The organism is Acidobacteriota bacterium (genome assembly GCA_016208495.1).
Classification (GTDB): Bacteria; Acidobacteriota; Blastocatellia; order Chloracidobacteriales; family Chloracidobacteriaceae; genus JACQXX01.
Window position 1 is genome coordinate 1 of the sequence record JACQXX010000074.1, and the last position, 22,479, is coordinate 22,479.

Annotated in this window: 18 protein-coding genes and 1 pseudogene; 11 read left to right on the plus strand and 8 right to left on the minus strand. The window is 48.6% G+C overall.

Features of this window, described 5'->3' with window-relative positions:
- The first annotated feature begins 808 nt into the window (after positions 1 to 808).
- Positions 809 to 1,567, plus strand: coding sequence for a hypothetical protein (locus tag HY774_14455; protein ID MBI4749686.1), 759 nt, complete (start codon positions 809 to 811; stop codon positions 1,565 to 1,567).
- A 138-nt stretch (positions 1,568 to 1,705) separates the two neighbouring features.
- On the opposite strand, the gene HY774_14460 is transcribed toward HY774_14455, so the two are convergent.
- Together HY774_14460 and HY774_14465 are read right to left on the minus strand one after the other, a co-directional pair.
- Complete coding sequence (locus HY774_14460) at positions 1,706 to 2,209, minus strand: hypothetical protein (protein ID MBI4749687.1); 504 nt, start codon at positions 2,207 to 2,209, stop codon at positions 1,706 to 1,708.
- Between the two features lie 11 nt (positions 2,210 to 2,220).
- Positions 2,221 to 3,105: a GGDEF domain-containing protein gene (locus HY774_14465; GenBank protein ID MBI4749688.1), complete on the minus strand. Its 885-nt coding sequence runs from the start codon at positions 3,103 to 3,105 to the stop codon at positions 2,221 to 2,223.
- Between the two features lie 324 nt (positions 3,106 to 3,429).
- On the opposite strand from HY774_14465, the gene HY774_14470 reads away from it, so the two are divergent.
- Positions 3,430 to 4,002: a hypothetical protein gene (locus HY774_14470; GenBank protein MBI4749689.1), complete on the plus strand. Its 573-nt coding sequence runs from the start codon at positions 3,430 to 3,432 to the stop codon at positions 4,000 to 4,002.
- 305 nt (positions 4,003 to 4,307) lie between these two features.
- Here HY774_14470 and HY774_14475 read toward each other — a convergent pair whose 3' ends face one another.
- Entirely contained in the window at positions 4,308 to 5,690 is a 1,383-nt protein-coding gene (locus HY774_14475; GenBank protein ID MBI4749690.1) for a hypothetical protein, read from the minus strand.
- Positions 5,691 to 5,867: 177 nt separating this feature from the next.
- On the opposite strand from HY774_14475, the gene HY774_14480 reads away from it, so the two are divergent.
- Together HY774_14480 and HY774_14485 are read left to right on the plus strand one after the other, a co-directional pair.
- Positions 5,868 to 6,356 carry a GNAT family N-acetyltransferase gene (locus HY774_14480; protein ID MBI4749691.1) on the plus strand — a complete coding sequence of 163 codons (489 nt, stop codon included), beginning with the start codon at positions 5,868 to 5,870 and terminating at the stop codon, positions 6,354 to 6,356.
- 179 nt (positions 6,357 to 6,535) lie between these two features.
- Positions 6,536 to 8,323, plus strand: a complete 1,788-nt coding sequence (locus HY774_14485; protein MBI4749692.1) for a bifunctional 3'-5' exonuclease/DNA polymerase — start codon at positions 6,536 to 6,538, stop codon at positions 8,321 to 8,323.
- Positions 8,324 to 8,676: 353 nt separating this feature from the next.
- Here the strand turns inward: HY774_14485 and HY774_14490 are convergent, their stop codons facing one another.
- Both HY774_14490 and HY774_14495 read right to left on the minus strand, forming a co-directional pair.
- On the minus strand, positions 8,677 to 9,495 hold the full coding sequence (locus HY774_14490; GenBank protein ID MBI4749693.1) for a hypothetical protein: 819 nt from the start codon (positions 9,493 to 9,495) through the stop codon (positions 8,677 to 8,679).
- Positions 9,496 to 9,649: 154 nt separating this feature from the next.
- Complete coding sequence (locus HY774_14495; GenBank protein ID MBI4749694.1) at positions 9,650 to 10,561, minus strand: peptidoglycan DD-metalloendopeptidase family protein; 912 nt, start codon at positions 10,559 to 10,561, stop codon at positions 9,650 to 9,652.
- 343 nt (positions 10,562 to 10,904) lie between these two features.
- Between HY774_14495 and HY774_14500 the strand changes: the two genes are divergently transcribed.
- The 6 genes and pseudogenes from HY774_14500 to HY774_14525 all read left to right on the plus strand — a co-directional run bounded on the left by HY774_14500 (position 10,905) and on the right by HY774_14525 (position 17,562).
- A complete protein-coding gene (locus HY774_14500; GenBank protein ID MBI4749695.1) occupies positions 10,905 to 11,507 on the plus strand; it encodes a hypothetical protein in 603 nt (200 codons plus the stop codon).
- A gap of 295 nt (positions 11,508 to 11,802) precedes the next feature.
- Entirely contained in the window at positions 11,803 to 12,144 is a 342-nt protein-coding gene (locus HY774_14505) for a hypothetical protein (protein ID MBI4749696.1), read from the plus strand.
- A 73-nt stretch (positions 12,145 to 12,217) separates the two neighbouring features.
- Positions 12,218 to 13,540: a hypothetical protein gene (locus HY774_14510; GenBank protein ID MBI4749697.1), complete on the plus strand. Its 1,323-nt coding sequence runs from the start codon at positions 12,218 to 12,220 to the stop codon at positions 13,538 to 13,540.
- 16 nt (positions 13,541 to 13,556) lie between these two features.
- Entirely contained in the window at positions 13,557 to 16,856 is a 3,300-nt protein-coding gene (locus tag HY774_14515) for an NACHT domain-containing protein (GenBank protein MBI4749698.1), read from the plus strand.
- A 235-nt stretch (positions 16,857 to 17,091) separates the two neighbouring features.
- A pseudogene (locus HY774_14520) lies at positions 17,092 to 17,408 on the plus strand (transposase).
- Positions 17,386 to 17,562 (plus strand): hypothetical protein, encoded by a 177-nt coding sequence (locus tag HY774_14525; GenBank protein MBI4749699.1) that lies wholly within the window; start codon positions 17,386 to 17,388, stop codon positions 17,560 to 17,562. The pseudogene HY774_14520 and the gene HY774_14525 overlap by 23 nt, the downstream one beginning before the upstream one ends.
- Before the next feature lie 120 nt (positions 17,563 to 17,682).
- Here HY774_14525 and HY774_14530 read toward each other — a convergent pair whose 3' ends face one another.
- The 3 genes from HY774_14530 to HY774_14540 all read right to left on the minus strand — a co-directional run bounded on the left by HY774_14530 (position 17,683) and on the right by HY774_14540 (position 21,359).
- Entirely contained in the window at positions 17,683 to 19,860 is a 2,178-nt protein-coding gene (locus HY774_14530) for a peptidase domain-containing ABC transporter (protein MBI4749700.1), read from the minus strand.
- Positions 19,861 to 19,973: 113 nt separating this feature from the next.
- A complete protein-coding gene (locus HY774_14535; protein MBI4749701.1) occupies positions 19,974 to 20,981 on the minus strand; it encodes a hypothetical protein in 1,008 nt (335 codons plus the stop codon).
- 234 nt (positions 20,982 to 21,215) lie between these two features.
- Positions 21,216 to 21,359 carry a hypothetical protein gene (locus HY774_14540; GenBank protein MBI4749702.1) on the minus strand — a complete coding sequence of 48 codons (144 nt, stop codon included), beginning with the start codon at positions 21,357 to 21,359 and terminating at the stop codon, positions 21,216 to 21,218.
- Positions 21,360 to 21,785: 426 nt separating this feature from the next.
- On the opposite strand from HY774_14540, the gene HY774_14545 reads away from it, so the two are divergent.
- Positions 21,786 to 22,229 carry a hypothetical protein gene (locus HY774_14545; GenBank protein MBI4749703.1) on the plus strand — a complete coding sequence of 148 codons (444 nt, stop codon included), beginning with the start codon at positions 21,786 to 21,788 and terminating at the stop codon, positions 22,227 to 22,229.
- Positions 22,230 to 22,479: the final 250 nt, after the last annotated feature.

Here is a 22,479-nt window from a genome sequence, read left to right on the forward strand (position 1 = left end):
CCGATGGTGGCCTCAGCGGTCGTCGGGCTGATTCAATTTGGGCGGATCGTCGGATGACGATCCGCAAGGGCAGACGTGTGCCTACCGACAGGTAGGCAGCGGGAGCTTACCCCATTTTTACTTTATCGGATTATCTATTGGATATAAAAAGAGGGGAAATTTGAAGCACGCGGAAAGCAAATCCGTTCGAAACGAGACAAAGCAAAATTTACTTTGAAGGTAAGTCAAACACCAGTCGTGAACACCGTTGGACCTGGATCGTCAGGCTTGTCTACTGATAACTCCTGCTGGTGGCTCCCCTCGCGCGTGACCTCCTTCGTTCCTGGGAAAAACCCATTCTCCCTTCCCCCATAAACGCCAGGATAAGAAAAATTGAATTCCTTCCGTGGGTATCGAGCGACACAATTACCGGGGTTGGGTTTCGTCCTGACCGTGGCCGTGGGCTGGAACACCAGGGTTATTCAATGGCGACTTGCGTGCTTGAACCCTTTAGCTTGATACCTATAATGCGAATGAAGAGTTGAAATTGAGACTTCAAAATCAACAACTTACAGACAGCAGATTGAACGCCTGAAATTTGAGATTTTGATAAGCCCTTTGTTTTCAACGAACAATTTTTTCAACATTGAACTGGCATCTATAGGGTGACTCCAGCACTCCAGTCACGGTTGTTCTGGTATTAATGACACTGGAAGTTCAGCCTACATTTGCTGCCAAAAAACTGATATAAATTGAGAAACAGTCAGCAACTGGTTGGTGAACCAATCAAATTTCTTCGCGTGCAGAAAATCCAAAGGACTCACGATTTATGAGCCACGGCGTATTTGGTTCGCTCGGGGGAGGTTATTTGAAGGCATGTACCAGCCTTTTCCGCTATTCATCGCAGCAACGGTGGTTTATCCAGCCGTTTACGATGATGGTAGCGGTGATCTATGCTCCATTGCTCTTTATTGCCGCACTTGGATTCTACCTGTTTTTGATTTTTGATCTGCTTGGAACCCTGCTGGATCAGATTCGATCAAAACTGCTCAACCTCATCACCAGAATGGCTGACCGCACCGGGCACACCTTCAAGTACTTTTTCTGGGGGCCAATCGTGATATGTCTGGTGGCCCCACTGTTTTTATTGAGCTTGTTTATCCCGAAGTTCTCTTCCGAAGTCACGGTCGGGGTTTTAGCTGAATTTACTGATTTAACCGGAAACGGTGCCTTCAAAACCATGAATCAAGCCTGCTGGAAAGCCTCAGGTGAATTGTTCCGGTACATTGCACGCAAGCCATTTTATGTGATGCCGGTTTTGGCCATCATTGCCACGCTCTATTCATTCACCTTGCTGGGCATTGGATTGTGTTTTGTAATTCTGATTCCACTCGACTGGATCAGTGCCGTGATTGAAATGACCCGCCAACGGATTGTGGCCATCACCAATCGTTTTGGAAGCGAGATTGATCAAAGCCTGGGCCAGTTTCTTTATGTGCCTGTGGTACTGATATTTCTGGCACCGATTTTTCTCGCGGTATTGTTGATCCCAAAATTTGCCAGCAACTTTGACCCGGATTTTTTGTAAGACCGGATTGTGTGATGCCAGTTAGGGTTCAGGGTTCAAGAAAATACAATTCTTTCAATGGTTTAGCTTTCCTCTCTGTGTGCTGCGTATATTCCGGGGTTTCTCATTCTGAAAATCTGTGGCGCGGGGAAGCCAGCATTAGAAATTCCATATTTGATCAAGCGGTGTGCCACAAACAACACATTCAAACCACTTATCTTTGACGATATTTTTAGTGTGGCATTTGGTGCATAAACGAAAGACAAATTCGGTTGTGAACCCAGGTGGATGGGAAATCCCAGCCCGGTTCAGTGCTTCATCCACCGCTGGCCAGGAATCAGGTTCCGGGCAATATCCGAGCGATTGATTGCTGACTTCTGAAACAAAGATTTCTGTTTGGGAACAGTCGAAGGTTATTTCCCCGGCTGAACGCACATCCCTCCCGGCGGCACAGGCAAGGTGTTCGGAGTGACGATCTGCAATCCAGAACCATCCGTCTGTATCAATCACGAACGTAACGATGATTATTTGGCCCCAATCTGGCTTTTGTCTGGTTTGGCGAAGCCAGTTCCGCACATCTGAACTGGATGTAATCCGTATCCGCGTCGAATGCTCTGGATGGGCTTCGATGGCCTCTGGGTTCAGATGGCGGTAAATACGCATAAATAAAACGATTATTGCAAAAGTTGCCCTTGTTCGACCTGACCCGGTTGGGCAAACAGAACATGATTCTTGCCTTCAGTTTTGACCTGATACATCAAATTATCAGCCTGGTGGAGCATCACTTCGGGAGAATCCGGCGGACAGATAAACGAAACGACACCAATACTGAGGGTGACGATTGAATACTGCTCGGGGATTTGATTGAGAATGACTTCCCGAACCTTCAATATTGCTGTTTCGGCTGCGAGGTGGTCAGTTTCCGGGAGCAAAATCGCAAACTCATCTCCGCCCAGCCGCGCCAGGGTGTCTACTTTTCGGAGCGATTGGCGAATGGTACTGGCAATAAACTGCAACACTTCATCTCCGGCTTGATGGCCAAACTGGTCATTGATTGTTTTGAAGTTATCCAGGTCAAGGTAGGCCAGTGAAATCGGATGATGGTAGCGTTGCGAGCGGATGATTTCAGCCTGGAGAATATGGTGAAATTCGCGGGAGTTGGTCGCACCGGTCAAATAATCAGTTCGTGAAAGCTGACGTTCCCGGTCAAGCGTCGCTTTGACAATCTGGAGTAAGTTGATCGTCAAGGCAAAAAAGGCCAGTCGGAAAATGGCATTCCAGATTCGGATGACTTCGGATGAATACTGTTGACCCGCCAGCCGGTTGGAGATAACCCAAACGACAATGGTGAGGAGTGCCATAAACAAACCTGACCGACGGCTGGCATACCAGGTGACAAGAAAGACTGGTATCAAATAAAAGAAGGAAAACGAGATTTCGTAACCGGTAGCATAGTCAAACCAGCCCAGCCCCAAGGTTGCCAGCATTGAATATATCCAAATGCTTGCCGGGCGCATGGCGGTCATTTTTTGATCGAACTGGGCAAGGAAACGGTCCATGGGCATTATCTGTCGAGAAGGTCTGATCGGGTTGGCAGGAACATCGAAACTGGATCAAGATGAAGCAGCAGGATATGAAGCTATGGTAGGCGAGTGAGATAATGAAAGCAAATTCAACTGTTCTCGGGCCACTCTCCGGTTGAGTCGGTTGATTAACTCAAGTGAAGTCCTGTTCCAGGAGTTTATTGAGCTATTGAATTTGATAAGTGTTTGATTTTTTCCGTGTTTTCTGTGTTTTCCGTGGTTACAATGTCTGGAAACTTTCGGTGAGGTCCTTCAACTGGTTTGTGGAAACAGGCAGGTTGTTTTGATGGGAGGTTCCAAATGGCACCAACCTTGATCATTCGCCAGGATCATCCGGCCAGACGCTGCGAAGTCTGCCACCAGACCGATCAATTTGACCCGGACACCGGCCTCTGCACGCGATGTGCTGGGCTTTCGCTGGCGAATCTTTCCACACATGCTGATTCAGGGACGAAAAAGAACCCCAAATTTTTATATAAGAATGTTGATGACTGCCGAATGAGGGACCTGATGGGGTTGTGTTTTCTGATTTTGCTTTTTGGCGGTGCCGCAGTCCTGGCGTTCTCATCACAATACTGGATCACGGGTGCTTGTTTCGTGGTGTGGTTGATTGCCGTTCTTTTTACTTACCGGCAAAGCATTGAAGAAGTTGTCAGCCCAGATGGTCAAAATGTTGAAATCAAACGGTACTTCTCACGTGAATTCATTGAAACTGCCTCGATTGTGCGGATCCGACAGTTTCTATGGGGATATGGTGGCATAGAGCTTGAACTGAAATCCGGGAAGATCATTGCTCTTGACCTGGACCGGGCGGATCAGCAAAAACTGATTGAAGGTCTCAGACAAATCAACCCAGAACTGGAAATCCGATAAATCGGACCAATGAGGGGTCAGGACCATATGCGCCAGGATACCACAGTAAATGTACCTCGAAGAGGTCGCCAGAGGGTAGCCTGGGTGGCTTGTCACCCCCGTGCCATGAGAAAAAGCATTTCGGGCACTGCTTCGCGGTCGGCGTCCTCGCCAGCGCCTGACAGCGAGGGCAGGAGTTCAGATAGTGCTTTTCGTCGTTTTCCCGAATAACCCGCTCTTTGAGACCGACTCGATAAACCCTTCGTAGCCTTTTCCCACCAATGCCAACACTTCAGGGTCGTTTGAAAGAAGCGGTGCTCTGAGATTCAGAGTTTCCCACCTATACAGAGAATCTGCTCCCCGTGGTGGTAAATTGTTATTGGACCATCCTCTGAGATTTTAACTGCTATGCCAAAAATACTGGCATTCCATGCGGCCCTTGATCTAGCTCCAGAGAATGGCTTACTTTCGGTGTTTCCTGTGACAGCTTTTAGCTTTTCTGTGGTCGGCTGAGAGACCAAACAGCCCACATCAAGGAGTTTACCGGTTTTTGACAGAATTGTTGCGCCGTCAACTGATGCGGCGGCGGTGATAAGTTGTCGGCTCGACCACTCGTGTATGGATAAGTTCTTGAGACTATCACGAAGTTCACCATTGGCGCGTGTTTCAGTCTCGTGATCGGACACCATTTTGCCGATCTCAGAGTCTTCATCAAGAATGCACAAGAGTGCTCCTTTACGTTCGAACGAAAGATCGATTGCTACTCTCAGAATCTGTGTCACAATGGATTCACCAATCTGCTGTTTGGTAAGAAAGGTATGGGCATGATGGAAACTCAGATAGAACCAGGTCCCTTGGCTCTTCACGAATAGGCTTTCATTGGCAAATAGCCATAGATCGCCAGCAGGGGACACTGTCATGGCCACGCCATCGGAGCCAAGAAACCCCTGAAACCGGACAAGAGATTGGTGAGGTGCATAGGGTACTTTAGGGGATTCTTCTGGTAATCCTGAAAAAGCTAAAAGTCCCACGACGTATCCGCCAGGCTTGCTTGTCTCACACTCTTTGGGATTACCTATCGCAACGAGCGCGACGCGCTGGGAGTCAACGGCTTTGCGGATCCACTTCTGATGGAGTAGAGCATCATCTATTCCTAGTGGATTTGGGAATTTGACGAATAGATTTTCATTTTCAGGCCCAAGTCTATTCATTACGTCAGTTAAGCTTGTTGCGAAGAACACAGTATAACGGACAGATGACCCCTCATATGTTAGACTCATTGAGCTTTCGAGAAGGCGTAACCATTGTGATACATCACGGCTTGAGAATTGATGAACTGAGCGTGATATTGCTCTTGCGGTCCTTGACTCGGAGAGTATCTCCCAAAGCTCATCGCCTTCGGAACAGTTACAACGCACCAGATCCAGATTAAAAACGTCAGCAAGCTTAGTACAGAAATTCACGTCATTCTTGAGATCATCAGGTAACAAGTTGATCTGAGGAAAATTGACGCTTAGTCTTTGAACTACCTGCTTAGTCTCAGGGTTACGCACAAATACCACTATAGAATGCCCATCCAGGATGGCATTCTGATTATCATCAGGATAACTTATCTGCTGGATATCAGCCTTGTCGCTCTTGAGAACTTCTACGGTTGCACCCGTGGAGTGACTAAGCTCTTTACGAAGTGTGTCAGTTGCTTCTTTCATACAGTGATTTTCCATGTAATAGCCTCTCCGATTGGTTGTTTAACTTTTCCAAGATACATCCTTCACCTTTGTTATTGTTATATAATGAGTTACAAGGTTAAGAATGTATCACACCCCTCTCCCAAAAAAGCAACCCCCAGTCAACCCTGAACCCTGAACCCTAAACCCTAATGCCTTATGCTTGAAATTCGCCGAGCCGTTGAAACTGATTTTGATCAAATTTGGGAAATTTTCCATCCGGTCGCCAAGCGTGGCGATACCTATATGTATGCTCCCGACATTTCAAAAGACGATGCCCGTCGAATCTGGATGTCAAAAGATATGGCGACCTATGTGGCCTGTGACGGAGCGGAAATCGTCGGCACCTACATTTTAAGGCCCAACCAGCCGGTGCTTGGCGCCCACGTAGCCAATGCGGGCTATATGGTTAAGCCCAACACCCAAGGCAAGGGAATTGGGCGGGCAATGTGTGAACATTCGCTCCAGGAAGCTCGCCAAGCTGGTTTTCTAGCGATGCAGTTCAATGCCGTTGTGAGCACCAATGAAAACGCGGTCGCGTTGTGGAAAAAAATGGGATTCTCAATTGTCGGTACCGTCCCTAAAGCCTTTCAGCATAAAGAGTTGGGGCTGGTGGACATTTTCATCATGCATCGGTTTTTAGATTGAGGGCAGGTTCAATAGTTTCCTTGGTGGTGAGTTTTGTTTTGCTGAGTCACTGTTTAATGATATAACTAAATAATAAAAATGAGTTTTGTTGTTGCTGATGAGAAAGGTCCGGCTTAACCCAGTCCCAATGTCTTCAGCCCCAAGCCCCAAGCCCTGAGCCCTGGTATTCAAGCCCTGCTATGAAACAAGCCGCCTTGTTCAACTTTGCGCCTATCCCCTCGGTCATCGAAGTCCGGGAAGCTGTTCCACTGCCTGAATACCGGTATGTGAATCAGGCCGCAGCGTTGATTCCATTTCTTCCTGATTTATGTGCCGCGCCAGTGCTGGCGCTTGATACTGAAACCACGGGACTTGACCCGCTGACAGACCGGGTTCGGTTGCTCCAGGTTGCGGCGCCGGGGTTGCCGGTGCTGGTGCTGGATCTGTTTCAACTGGCGGAATTGGAGCCGGTTCGGCAGGTACTGGCGTCAAGCCACGTCAAAGTATTTCAGAATGCCAAATTTGACCTGAAATTCTTGTCCCGCGCTGGCCTGGAGGTTGGCGGGCAGCTTTTTGACACGATGCTGGCCGGACAAATCATCAGTTGTGGGTTATCCAATCAACGTCACTCGCTCGAAGCCCTGGTGGCACATTATTTAAAACAATCACTTTCCAAAACCGAGCAGATCAGTGACTGGTCAGCCCGCGAACTTTCACCCGAACAACTTCGCTATGCGGCGCTTGATGCGGCAGTCCTGTTGCCGCTCCGGGAAGCGTTGATTTCAAAGCTCAAAGCGGCTGACGTCATCAAATGCGCCAAAATTGAATTTGACTGTGTGCGAGCCGTTGCTGAAATGGAACTGGCCGGAATCAGCCTGGATCTGGATCGGTGGGAAGCGCTCCGCACACAAATCTCAACGGTTCGTGACACCCTTGCCGTTCGATTGCGCGAAGCCTTCGGCGGCGGGTTTTTAGGAGAAATCAACCTCGATAGCCCCACCCAGGTTCAGCGGGCGCTTGCCTTGCGTGGCATCCAGGTTTCGGGTACCAGCCGCTGGGAACTCTCACGCTTTAGTGACCACCCGGAAGTCCGGTTGTTTCAGGAATATCGCAAAGCGTCAAAGCTCTGCAGCGCCTTTCTGGACACGCTGCCGAAGTTTATCCATCCGCAAACCGGAAGGCTGCACCCGGTATATGAACAGTGTCTGGTGGTATCGGGACGGTTTAGCTGCCATTCGCCAAACTTGCAACAATTGCCGCACGACCGGGAATTTCGGGCTTGTTTTATCCCGGCGGAAGGTCATTCGTTTGTCATTGCCGACTATTCGCAGATTGAACTCCGGGTTGCGGCGCAGTTGAGCCAGGATGAACGGATGATGGATGCCTACCGCGCGAACCAGGATTTGCATTTGTTGACGGCGAGTTTGATTACCGGCAAACCGATAGGATCGGTGACTAAAGCCGACCGGCAGGCAGCCAAAGCCGTGAATTTCGGGTTGCTTTACGGGCAAGGCGCGCAAGGATTGAAAAGTTACGCCAAACAGAGCTACGGCGTAGATTTGACGCTGACTGATGCCGAACGCTTCCGTGACCGGTTCTTTCTTGCCTATCAGGGCATTGCTGCCTGGCACCGGCAGACAGCACACAACCAGAAGAAAATTCGTGAAACGCGGACATTGATTGGTCGAAGACGGTTGATTGAAAAACCGCTGGAACTCCCGACGCTGCTCAACCTGCCTGTCCAGGGAACGGCAGCCGACATCACCAAGCTGGCGCTGGCCAAAATACTGCCGCAGCTTGCACCGTTCGGATCGCGTATTGTTGGGTGTATCCACGATGAAATTTTGCTTGAAACCCCGACCGACCGTGCCCAGGAAGTCGCCCGGTTACTCTCTGACGCAATGGAAGCCGCCGGAAATGAATCACTTGGCGAAGTTCCAGTTGTCGCCGAAGCCAGCATTGGCCAAAACTGGGCGGAGAAGGGGTGAGAAAACCAGGGCTGAGGAAAGCGGGCTCAGGGCTCAGGGCCATAAGCGCCAGGATAAGGATTTCAGGCCCGGAGGGTCGTCGTGTAATAGCCGTGGTGCGAAGCCCACGGTCACGGCCAGGACGAGACCCAAACCCAACAAGAACATCGTTCAACACCAACGGAAAGGACACAGGGTTTCTTATCCTGGCGCTTATGGGGCTCAGGGCTCAGGGCTGAAGAATTGGTTTTCTTTCATCCCTTCTCCTTCATCCCTCATCCCTTCGATTGCTCCGAGCTTGCGAGTCTTTCTGCCCCAAGCCCTGAGCCCTGGTATTTTCAGCCCCAAGCCCGCTTTCTTCAGCCCCAATCACATCAGGTACAGGGTCCCGAAAACCGAAGAATTGAAACCTGCTTGCCGTGTTTGAATTTTAAAAATGACAGGAATTCATTTTCAGCGTCAGTCGGCGGGTTTTCCAAGCCTTGACCTGGAGTCAGTTTGACCGAACTCTTTAACCGAAACGCAATACCCGATTCTGAGAGTTCAAGCAACAGGTTGTCGACTTCGCATTCCAGATACACTTTGGTTTGATCAGGGGAAATACCAACTGGAACTGCCTGGAAGGGCATCACCCAGGTTCGCTGCACCTTTTTCAACGTCGGGTCAAGCAATGCCACCTCTTCAAAGAAAAAGTCCTGATTGCGTTTGATTGTGTAAGTTTGGCCCTGGTGAAGCAGATGGATTTCCTGTTTCGTAACGTTTGAACAGGAGATGGGAAAGAATTGCTCATCACACAAGCTGGTGGTTGGATCAGGGTCAAACTTCATCTCCAGTTTTATTGGTGCTCCGCTCTTTTGGGTTGCTTGATAGGTGACCAGTTTCTTTGAACTGCCTTTGATTGAGGTCACACTGCTCTTTTTGTTTTGATTCTCAACCATTCGCCAGCCGTCAAATTCGTAGGTAAACCCTTCGGTTTGAATGAGGGTATTGGCATACTCAACCAGATCTGCCGGGTTGAGTTTATTTTTCCCGGTTGCTTTTGCCTGAACCAGATCCATCGTGGATCGTGGCGCAACCTTGAGTTTGGTGATTTGGAGCGTCCCGGAAAACGTTGGTTGGATCCCGAATCCAAAATAGGCCAGCCCCAAAATGATAATCACACCAGTGATAATTCCAAAAGTTTTCGTCTTCATCGAAGTTCCTCTGTAAAGTTAAATGAGTTCATGGGGATTAAATTGCTTATACCAATTTGCACTGAAATCTTTGTATTAAAAAACAGTCAAGTGATTCAACCAAATAAACTTAGTGAACTACTGATTCCTGACTACAAACTGGTATTCGTTAAATTCAAATTGAATTGCATTTGGCTGGAGCCACACCATTCAGGTATTGAGCCGGGTCAATCGCGCGGCCTTTGTAGAAAACTCCAAAGTGCAAGTGAGGCGGCGTATGTTTGGCGTTTCCCGTATCACCAATCGTCGCAATCTGTTGCCCTTGTTTGACTTGTTGTCCGGATTTAACCCATTTCCTGAAATCGGTATTGCTGCAGTGGCAATACACCGTCGAGACATCTCCATGATCAATTGTAATCTGATTCCCACCTTTGCCTTTCGCTCCATGAAAGACAACTTTGCCGTCACGATGGGCATAGATGGGCGACTGGTTCAGCACACCACGGATGTCCAGCCCTCTATGGGGTCGTCCACCCATACGTGGTGCTTTAAACTCACCCCGCCCATTGTTTGATTCTCTCAAGTGACCTGTTTTCCCAGCGGGATGAGGGTTAAATCCTGGAGTTCCCGTAATTGGGTTGATTCCAGCCCCCGTCGCTGGCTGAGAAGCCGAAGTCGTTTCTTGACTGGCCTGGGTTGGGCTGGCTGGTGCAACGGTTGCGTCCTTTCCCGAATACTGGCGGACTTTGTGCGCAGCCAGAGCGGCATCCACCTGGGTTTGAAACTGACGGGCAGCTTCACATAATGAAAAGAATGTCCGTCCTTGTGGGTCAACGCGTCCATCTGGGGCTGGAAATCGCAACACATTTTTTTGATAGGCACGAATCGCGGCCCTGGTGTCATCATTGATCGAGCCGGTGGCAAGAATTGGCCGGGAATAAAAGCTGAAATTTGCGCCAGCCATTGAGAAGAGTTTTTGGGCACTTTGGAGCAAATGTTGAATTTTTTTGACATCGTCAGATTTATTTCCAGTTTGATTGGGTAAAAGCGTGCCAACTGGAAAGCGGATTGCATAACTGATGCTCATGAATACTCCTTCAAAATTAAATTAAATTTGTTGGAGTACCCTCAGGCAATCACAATGCCAGTCGTTAACTCTGGCGAAAAAGAAAGAGGTTTGACCAATCAAGTGAAAGCATTTCCACCTCATCCCGTATTCGATGAGTTTGACACTGGAAAGTCCTGAAAATCATCTGGAAAATTGTGAGCAAAGGAGTGGTTTTGGGCCAAATTGGGGGCAATTGGAGGACACCCTACCTACTCAGGTAGTTGTGCCCTCGGTATTCCTCAGTACTATAGCCGCGTGTCTGATACCTTTTTTCAAACACAACTTATAAAAATTATTTATTGCAACACCCCAAGGAGATTCTATGTCACGATTGCTGATGTGCACGATACTTGCCCTGTTCCTGACCGCCTGTAGCGGAGGAGAAGCCCCAAAAACTGGAACTGAACCTGGCAAGTCCGAAACCAAAACCGAAGCTCCAAAAACGGAAAAGAAAGCCGATGCGGTGCATCCGTGGGCAAAATTTAATGTTGGATCGTCTTCAAAAATGAAAACCTCGGTCACAACCACCGTGGCTGGAAAACCAGTGTCAACTTCGACCACGATGAAACAGACGCTGCTTGAAAAAACAGCGGATAAAGCCATTGTGGAAATTGAAACCAGCGTGATGGGGACTTCGACCAAAACCAAAACCGAAATCCCGCTCACCACAACGGGAAATCCAGCTCTTGGCAATGTTACAAACCCTGCGAACCTGAAAGAAGGTTCGGAAGATGTAACAGTCGGCGGCAAAACGCTCAAGTGCAAATGGGTCGAATTTGAATCGTCCCAAAATGGCGGCACGGTGTCATCCAAAGTCTGGACATCGGAAGATGTCCCTGGAATGGTCGTCAAGTCAGTCACCAAAGTCACGGGCAGCGTCCCCACCGAAACCACGACCGAACTGGTTGAATTTGAAGTGAAGTAATACCGTTTAGGGTTCAGGGTATCGGGTTCAGGGTTCAGGGAAAAACAGTTATTTCAATAACTTAACTTGTGATAAATCGAAAGTGAGTCGCCTGAAAGACCCCCCCAATGATTTCAACCTGCCACTCTGTTGAACATCCATCTGGTACTTGAAAAAATAAGCCCTCTCTCTTTTTGGTAACCCTCCAAATGTCAGGTTGCCGAATGCTGGTTGAAGACCACATTCGGCAACCTTTTTTTGTTGTTCAATGCTCACGTCTTGCTGTTTTCTAAAAAGCAAGGCACACTTGGGCAGTGTGAGACCATTTCCTACCTGGAAAAACCGGTCAATGCCTCAAGACGATTTTTTAGGGTTGCCACCAGAACTATTGGAACGACTGCACTTGGTGCCGGAGCTTCCACTCAACTACCTGAAGCGTACCAGCGAACTCGACGCATTGAAAAAGCTGGTGCTGGCGGGCAAGGATTCGTCCGTTGTGATCGCCGGGAAATCGCAGCCGGTCACTTCGCGGATTGGCCTCTACGGAATGGGAGGCATCGGCAAATCGGTGCTGGCAGCGGCGGTCGTTCGCGAACGCGACCTCCTGGAGCACTTCCCGGACGGGCATCCTCTGGTTGAACTGCGGGCTACAGCCTGAGTTGTCGGAATTTAGGGCAATGGGATAGGATACAGGGCAATCAGCACACTTATTTTCTCAGGAATCAATTGCCATGCCTCAGACAAATTGGAAGGAAATCAGAAATGCATTTTCGCCGTTTGATTCGATACCACCGGGTAAACTAGATAAGTGGTTTGTGACAAGGCCCGATAGCCGGGTTGAATTTTTGGCACGCCAGCTTTCATTGGAAGAACTCCCCGCTCGTCGCATTCTGGTTGGACAACCAGCCAGTGGCAAAAGTTCGGAGTTAACCAAACTGGCCTCTGAACTCAAACGACGCTACGACGCGATGGTGGTACGCTTTGACCTGAGTGATAACCTGGATGTTGAGCGAGCCAATCCGGTCGAAGTCATTTTCTTAATGGGCACGGCTATTTTCAAAGTTGCCATGGCTGAGATGCCTGTTGATTTGCGACCTGACAAAAGTTTGCTGGAAAAACTCAAAAAAGGGTTGGAAACCGTTGTCCATACCGAAAAAGAAAATAAGCAGTTTACGATTGACCTGGAAAAAATACTTTCGGGATTGATTGTGTTTGGTGGGTATGCACTGGCAGGGCCACCCGGCGGAGCTGCCACACTGGCTGCCAGCCCGTTCATTGAAAAACTCAACCCATTTCGGTTTGCATCTGGAACAAGCGTGGAACTGGTCAGGCAATTGAAAGTGGAGCCGAAAATCGAAGAGTTGCTTGGGTCGCTCAATGCCATTATTGACGATGTGCATTCGAAAACCGGTCGCCGCTTGATTTTGCTGGTGGATGGATTGGACAAGCTTCGTGATACGGATGTCATCAGCCTCAATTTCCTGGAAAAGAAATTTTTAAATGGGCCGAAATGTAATGTGGTTTATACGGGACCGCTTGATTTGTACTATTCAACCAAATTTGGCGGAGTTCGCTCCCTGTTTGAGATGGTTCCCTTCACCCACGTCAAACTTTATGATCCTGTCGCCCAAAATACTTCAACTCAGGGGTATGACTTTATGCGCGACGTTGCCCGTCGCCGGATGATATCTCTCAATTTGACCCCCGATGATGTGATCAAATCTGATGCGCTTGATTTGCTTATTCAAGGAAGCGGCGGGGTCATGCGTGATTTTATTCGACTGGTAAAGGCAGCGGCTCTGTATGCAGATATCAGCAATAAAAATCAAATTGAAGTTCCGGAAGCAACTGATGCGTTGAATGAACTTCGCCGGCAACTGAAAGCGCAACTCACACCGGAATTTGACACTGTTCTGGAACAAGTGAAAATCAGTAGGAAGCGAATTGATGGTGAACAATGTGATTTGTTGCTGCGAAACGATATTGTTTTGAGTTATTTCAACAAAGATGTCTGGTTTGACAAACATGCGGCGTTGACTGACCAACCCTGGTAACAACTGGCGAGCTACGATGACTCCTGATGTACCCGTGCGGGCACCTGAAACTCAACTCAAGATGATGGCGCTCCAGTTGCGCACAGATAGTCCCAGTCTGCTTTTTGTAACAACGCCTGATTCCCAGGCTGAAACGAGTCTTGTCAATGAGCTTCGCACCTGGCTTGGCCAGGGAGTCACGATTGTAGAAGCGACTCTGAGTCCTGAACCCATCGAGCACCTGAGTATTTCCCGATATCTGACAGCTCTCCCAAAATCATCAGGCCAGGCGGTGTTATTTGTTTTTGGATTGGATGATCTTTCGGAACCTTCCCGAACCATTGCCATCAACGCGATGAATAAAGGCCGTGACCAGTTACGGTGGAGTGACTATTCGGTCGTGGTTTGGGTCCGTCCTGGCACTCCGCCTGAAATCGGAAACCGTGCCCCAGATTTCTACTCCTGGCGAAGTGACGTCTTTGATTTCGAGGTTCCAAAAGATGATGCCGAACGACAAAAATATCTGTCCCGGCTTCGGTTGTTTGCGCCGACTTCATTGGATGAACTACGGCAGCACTATTGTGAATATGTCGTACAAACGTACCGTTGGCTTGATTTCCGAGGGCTATTGCAAGTGCGCAATGTGGTTCGGCTACCGCTTGAGGACGTGTTTGTTCCACCAAAATTGATTGTGCCTGATATGTGGAGAAAAGACGATCAGCTTTTCAAAGGTCAAGATTTTCTTAAAACACATTCTGAAGAATCCCCCAATCCTCCAGTTCCAGTTGAGAATGCTGTCAGCCTTAAAGATGCGCTACGCTCACAGTTACGATTTGTGGTGTTAGGTGACCCTGGCGCAGGGAAATCCACACTGTTGCGGTTTCTGGCTCTGGTTTTTGCCCAGGGAAAAGAACAGGTTCAAAAAGTGTTTGGACTTGATGAGGCAAGATTGCCAATTTTGGTTCCGTTGTCCGTATTTGCTGAAAAACGCAAAACCCAACCTGAATATCAACTGGTTGATTTCTTCTCGCAGTATTTCAAAGAGCAAACATTGCCGGATTTTTCAGCCTTGTTTCAGGATGCTTTGCAAAGTGGTCAGGTGATTGTCTTGCTGGATGGGCTGGATAAAATGTCGGCACCATCTGAAAGGGCCGATTGTGTGCAGGCCATTACCGAATTTTCCAGGATTTATCCAACTGCACAAATCATTGTAACTAACCGGGTTGCAGGATATGTTTTTGATATGTCGTCTGCCTCATTTGAGACTTTTACTTTGGCTCCATTTGATCGGGATGATCTGAAACGTTTTACGGTCGCTTGGTCACAAGCACTTGAAGTCATTGGGGGAATTGAGCATGTGTTAGGACCTGGAGCAGCCATTGGGGGAATTATTGGGCATATGTCAGCAGATGCTGCAACTCAGCGGAGGGTGGAGTTACGTGCGAAAAATCTCTTTTCAGCCATAACCGAACATCCTGGAGTCAAGCAACTGGCTACCAATCCGCTTCTGTTGACGCTCCTCGCATTGATATATCATCAGGGCACCCGGCTCCTGAACAATCAGATTGAACTTTATCGCCTTTGTATTGAAGTTCTAACTGAGACATGGAATTTGGCTCGAAGTTTAACCGGGAGCCCAATTGATCTCTACCTTGGCGAACGACGACTGACTGAACAGTTTGTCGTGCGAATGCTGGCACCGGTCGCCTATTGGATGCACCAGCATAAGCCCGGCGGGGTGATTGACCGCCAGGAATTAGAAACATTGATTGCTCGAAACTTTGAAGAAGAAGGGAAATCGAAGGGAGAATCCCTGGTTCTTGCCCGTGATATTGTGAGGGTGGTCCAGGAACAACCCGGTTTGCTTCTTGAACGTGCGCCAGATCAGTTTAGCTTTAACCATCTTTCTTTTCAGGAATTTTTTGCTGCTCTTGCAATAAGTAGAAAAACAGAGACCGAGATTTTTAATTTTGTTTGCCAATTTGTACAAAACCCTCGGTACTTTGAAGTATTGAAATTTCTTGTTAGCATTCTTCCTTTTCCTGAGCAAGAGGTAATTCTAAAATATATTGAAGAAAACAACCTTTATTTGCTAAATCAGTGCCTTAGAGCGGGCGGCGATGAAATTAGTAACGTTTCTGGAGGAGTGGAGCCAATTGATGAGTTTCGTGACCTCCATCGTTTTCGTGAAAGTTATTTGAGAATTATTAATACTCATTTCAGGTCAGTCAAAGGCATTTTTAAACCTTGGAATGTATTAGGAGATGCATATGCGGAAGTACAAGGTGTCCAAATCTCAGAATTTGAAGCTGTGCTTTATGGAGCAATAGTTGGTAAAACACCAATAGCATCAATGTATTATAGCTGGGTTCCAGTAGAGCAATCCCTGAAACCTACACAATTTGTTATCCACAAAACCCCCAAAGAATTAAATGAAATGCGAGAAATAGGTCAGTTGTTTTACTTCGAGATGTGTAATGTAGAATGTTCTTCTCCGCTTTGGCCACACAAAAAAGCCTTGAATGACATTAAGAAAAATTTATCTGAAGGGTTAGCTTCACGGGATTTTTATATGGCTGAGGATCATCACCTTGCAACAGAATATCTATATCACTATTTTGGTAGCATTAAGGAAACAGTTGAAAATTTATTAAAGATCCTTGACTCATACAAAAGAGATAATGAATTTTTTTTCCCAGAAGGTGATGTTGATGAATCTTCCGCAAAAGCTTATTTTTTCCTTTTGCGATTTCAACAGGAGGGACTACATCCTCTTGAGTTTCTGTTACCTCAACGTGATCGAGATTTGGCTGATCTTGCTCCTGGTGAGCCTCGAAATTCTTGGAATTTATGGACTGACAAGCAAGTGTGCTTGAGGGTGAAGCATCTTTATGACGCTTATCAAAAATCATACCGATGGATGGTTGAACATGCCTTCCCAACACTCAAAGACCACCTTGCTTTTTACCGGCTTGGGCCAGTTCAGTTCAATATCCAGGTTTGTATCAAAAGAAAGGCGCTTGAGCACTTCAAGGGCTTACTTTCAGGTGGTAGCGTTAGTATCGAGTGGAAACCCGTTGCAACCATGGCAGAAGCCTCTACAAGCGTGGAACTGATTCAAGAAGAACAGCTTGAAAAAGAAAGCGACATAAGGACTACCTTTTCAAGGTTAAGAACTCAACTTCAGGCACAAGGGCGAAATCCAGATTGGATAAGCAAAGGTTTTTGGGGGAGACACTTCGCAATCATAGACACTGTTCTTGAAGATAATCTCTTGCATAAAATGGTCTATGAACAATTGAAAAATGACCTTTCTAAAATCTTGGGGGATTTTTAAAGTAGGGTTAACAATGAGCTGAACCCGCTTCCTGAAATTGGAAGAGCATTAGCCTCCGTTTCCCATTGAAAAACCTGAGTTTATTGCAAAATTCATAAATCCGAATTCCAGGTTTGGTTTTCCGCCCGGATGGGCGATGGAGAGTAGCCGGTGTGGCAGCCTGCTTTGAGGCGCACCCACCGGAAACCGTGTTCCACCCCAGGTTCGCGCCCGGATGGGCGCTGGAGAACACACCATGTCATCAACCCATTTTAGTTTGCATTACCACATTGTATTCAGCACCAAACACCGCCAGCCGGTCATTGCCCAGGATTGGCGGCCTCGACTTCATGCATTCATCGGTGGCGCAGTACGAACTTTGGGTGGCATTCCGGAAATGGTTGGAGGAACTGCTGACCACTTTCATCTTCGGTCAGCCCGACCACCATAGACAAGGTAAAAAGCTACATTGCCAACCAGGAAGACCACCACCGAAAACGGACATTCCGCGAAGAGTATCTGGATTTGCTGAGAATGAGTGGTATTGAGTTTGACGAAACCTTCATTGAATAATCTGGTTCCAGCGCCCTACCGGGCGCAAATCGCAGACGGCCTGATTGTTCCGGTGGGTGCGCCTCAAAGCAGGCTTCCACACCGGCTACTCTCCGGCGCCCTCCGGGCGGAAGCCAGGTATAGCATTTCAGAAAATGATTTCAGTTCAGAGTAACGCCTTCAGGCGTGAGACGTAATGCGTGGGACAAAAGAAAAACGATCTCGTCTAAAGACGATACTCTGAACCTTTTTCTGAAAATCTATAGCTTCCGGTTTTCGCCGAAATACCAAATCTTTACAAAGAAGTTGCTTCTTCAACTTCTCGTGGGAGCATCATGGCTGACCAGAATGCCTGATACTTGCCCTGGTTTTCGATCAATTCAGTGTGCGTGCCTTGTTCGACGATTCGGCCCTGGTCGAGCACCACGATGGAGTCGGCGTTCATGACCGTCGTTAGCCGGTGGGTAATCAAAAAGATCGTTTTCCCAGGGCAATGCGTGCGGATGTTCTCCATGACTTTGCGTTCGGTCTGGCTGTCGAGGTTGCTGGTCGCTTCGTCCAGGATCAACAACGCCGGGTCGCGCAGCAGCGCCCGGGCAATCGCAATCCGCTGGCGTTGACCACTTGAAAGCGCAACGCCCCGGTCTCCGATCTCATAGGTGTACTGTTTGGGCAAACTCATGATGAAATCGTGCACTTCGGCCAGTTTGGCGGCGGTTTGCACGTCTTCAAGCGAAGCCCCAGGCCGTCCAAGCGTGATGTTGTCAAAAATTGTGCCGCTCGTCAGGCTTGGATCCTGAAACACAACACCGATTTGGCGCCGGATGGCCGTTCGTTCCAGTTCGCGAAGATCAAACCCATCAACCAGAATTCGCCCTTCCGAAACGTCATACAGCCGGGTCAGCAGATTTGCCAGCGAGGTTTTCCCGGAACCGGTGGCACCTAGCACCGCAGTGGTTTTCCCAGCCGGAATCGAGAGCGTGAGGTTGGTCACCACGGGCGTGCCTTCGCGATACCAGAACGAGACGTTGTCAAAGTGAATGTCCCCGCTGAGGTGGATTCCCTGGAACGTTTGCCCGGTGTGCGCATCTTCGGGCGTGGCTTCATAGGCATCGTTGAGGCGTTCGATTCCGATGAGCGCTTCCTGAATCGCCGTAATCGAAGGCGCCAGCCGATCAACCGGCGACAGGAACATCCCCAGGAGCGACGAAAAAAACATCATTTGACCCACCGTCAACTCTGATGTCATCACCAGACGGGCGCCTACCCACAGCAGCACAATCGAGACAAAACCGGTCAGCAGGGAAGACGCCGTGGCAATCGTTGCCGCCAGCAGGCCACGGCGAAACTGTGCGGCTTCAAGCAATTGATATTGCTGGAGTATTCGTTCGTAAGCCAGCGGTTCAGCCGTAAACACTTTCAGGATGCGGATGCTTTCCAGGGCTTCGATAAACCGGTTTGACACCGTTCCAAAGTAATGCCGGACCGCCCATTGCTGGCGGACAAACGGAGCATGCAGCGCCCAGGTCACACCGGCCAGAATCGGGACAAAACACAGCGTCAGCAGTGTCAACTTGAGGTTAAACCAGGCCATCAATGCCGCCATTACCAGCAGCAAGGCCAGATCAATACAGACCGAAAGCACTCCGTTGGTGATCGCCGACTGCACCGAGGTCACATCTGTGGTTCGCGAATAGATATCGCCGGTCTGGCGCTGGTCAAAGAACTTGATCGGCAATCGGAGCACCCGGTTGACGTAGCCCGGCCCCAGCAACAGCCCGTACTGCATTCCAAGGTAGGCCAGCAGGTACTGCCGTAGCCAGCCAACCAGTGACCGGATGCCAAGCAGCGCCAGGACGCCAAGCACCAGCAACCACAACAAATCCCGGCTGGCGGATGGAATCACCCGGTCAATCACCATCTGGACAAAAAACGATTGCGCCAGACCCAGGACCGTGACCACTCCGGCACAGGCAACGGATTGCAGCAGGAGCTTTCGTTCACGGAAGGCAAGGAGAAATAGCTTGTGAAGCGGGGATTTCTCGTCTTGATTGGGTCTGAAGTCAGCGCCCGGAGTGAGCAGCAAAATCGCATTGCTCCAGCGGCGGGAAAATTCATCGCGTGAAAGCGTCACAATTCCGCCTGCCGGGTCGGCAACCACAACTGACTGGGAATCAACCTGATGCAGCACGACGAAATGGCCGGCAGGTGTGTCGTGGAAATGGACAATCGCCGGCAAGGGAATCTGGCCCAGGACTCCGGGCCTGGCTTTGCCGGCTGAAGCGCGAAATCCCAGCTTTTCGGCGCCTTCGCGCAGGCTGGTCAGGCTGGTACCCTGAGTGCCGGTTTCAAGGACATCCAAAACCCGCTGCAGGCTCATTCGGAGTCCGTGATGGCGTGCGACCGTCGCCAGGGCTGCCGGTCCGCAATCATTTGAATTCTGTCCACGAACGCAGGCAAATCGTTGGCGCATATGGAATGAGGGTTCAGGGTTCAGGGTTTGGGGAAATATCAGATTCAATACAAATTCATTGTGGACGGGATGGTTTTCACCCGGCTGGGGGAACGCTGAACTCTTTTCGAAATTTACGCCGAGAGCGCCACCGGATCGGTATACAGCGCCGTTCCCTGGATCAACATTTCAGCCAGGTTCTCACAGATCGGCAGTTGGGTCAGTTCTTCGATCCAGCCCCACTGACCATTGGGATTAATTTCAAGAAATACATAGCGGTTATCGGGAGTGATAATCATATCAATACAACCGAAAACCAGCCCGAGTTCACGCACCAGTTGCTGGCATTTGATTTTGATCGCTTCCGGGAGTCGGTGCCTGAGATAGGGTGTGTTGGCAATATCGTAGCGCCGCCAGTCATCTTTGGAGCGCTGGCTTTGTTGCGAGTGAATTTCGGCGGCAAAGATTTTTCGTCCGACGACTGTAATCCGCAATTCCACCTTTTTGGGGATATATTCCTGAAATAAACAAGGCGCATGGGCGACCGCTTTGAGGCGTTCCAGGTCTTTTTCCTGAACTCGATTGGTATAAATGCCTTGATTGCGAATCCCGGCTTGCGGATTTCCCCGCCGCAGGTACTGAGAAACCGATTTATAGATCATGTTTTTGCCGGTCTGGCAGTAAAACTTCTGGACTTCATCCGGATCATTGGTAATCAGAGTGGGTGGAATTTCGAAGCCAACCGCCTGGGCAAGTTCCAACTGGTAGGGTTTATATTCGGCCAGACGGACATTTGCATGTGGATTGACCCAAAACCGATCCTGGAGGGTTTGTAAGATACCGTGGAAAATAAGGTCGGTTTCGCGTTTGGCAAATTCCCGATCTTCGGGGGCCATGGCGTCGGTCACCAGCGGTGGCTCCATCGAGCGATACCAGACTGCATAAACATCATTGAAATCAATGCGTTCCCCGTCAATTTCAAGCTCATTTCGGGAGATACCATTTCGTTTGTAAAACCGATGAATCGCTTTTTGGGGAAAATCCTGTGAATTATACCGAACATAACGGACGTTTCTTTGATGAAGATGTTGAATCAGGTCATCGGCGGTTGTGTCATCGGGGCGAGTAAGAATGAGGATCATGACGATTGGGAGAGTTTCTGAGGAAGTGATTGACTGGCCTGAATGAACTAGCCTCACCCGGCCAGTCAATCACCTGTTTTAAAGAAAGAAAGACATGCTTTCAATTTTTTATAAATCACTGGCTGGGTTGAAAAAGCGTTTCCAGCCACCCTTTGCCCTGATGAAACCAGCAAAAACCTCAACCTTCTGATTGGAGGCTCGTGGGTGGTTCACCAGCCACAGGGAAATTGATCATTAGCTTGTGAAGTCAATAAACAAACCATCGGAATCAAAGGTTGGTCGCTTGCGGGTCAATTCAGAGGTCATTCCCCAGGCTTCGTCAGCCTGCATTTCTTCTAAAAATTCGATTCCAAATGGTTTTACTGTTTCCTGAGACATTATTCTTCTCCAAATGACGGTTGGTAGTGAAAAAAGGTGGGAGTATTTCTGAGCCATCCCAATCGGAAGCCGTTTTCGAATCGTCACCGTCTCTGCGATGAAAGTGGCTTGCCGATTTGATTTTGGGAAAAAGGATAGGCGGTGTGTTTACTGATCTTCGTCTGGAAATACCTCAAGAAAAGCTCAAGTTTTTCTCAAGATTTCATGAGCGAAAGTATAGTGATCAATAGCCAATAGTTAGTGGTTAGTAGATTACTAAAATCAATTTTTTGAATGAGCTAGTGTTATTTCCATATGAGAAAATTTGATCAATTTGAGGTGAAAGACAGCCTGAAGGAAAAGCCGCTGGATTGGAACATTTGATCTGGGAGAGGTGTCAAAATCGAGGGATCGAATTTTGGCTGACCAGCCGTGAGGAACTTCAGTATGCAAAAGAGCCAGTTCGTACCGTGGGTTCATCTGACAAACTTTTTCCTGATGGTGAGCACGCTGGGGAGTTTTCTGCTGCTGAGTTATATTGCCATTCAGCCGATTCACTGCGGAGGCCCACCGATTGAGTATCGTGTCGCCGCATTTGTATCGCGCAAAGACAAACGCTGTTCTTTTAAGGTCAACCTGGAAGGGAAGTTCGTTCAATTGAATGATGGGCCGGCTGTTTGCCTTGAATCCCTGATTGCCCACATCAGACCGGCGTTGATCACCCACCCAAAACCCGAGCGAAACGTAGTGATTGTGACCAGTCGCGAAACCGCCTATCAGCAAGTGATTGATCTGGTTGACCAGTTGAAAAAGGCGGGGGCGACAACCATTGATTTGGCACTGGCGGAAAATCAGGTAGAGTCCAGGCGACAGGTAAAATCTTGTTGGTGATGATATTTCGCGAAGAGCAAAAGCGATAAAGGATAAGTACCTTGTCATAAATTTCCTGAGATATTGGATTTGGTAAGTGTTTGATTCTTTTCGTCTATTTCGTGTATTTCGTGGTTCAAAATGTCTTGGAATTTTCAGTAAGGCACGTAAGAGTTCAATGTATTTGGTACCCTGTCATTTTGCTCCATTGTGGATAGCCACATTTTCGCTATGATGCAATTCACTGAGTCTTCTGCGTTTGGCAACCCCG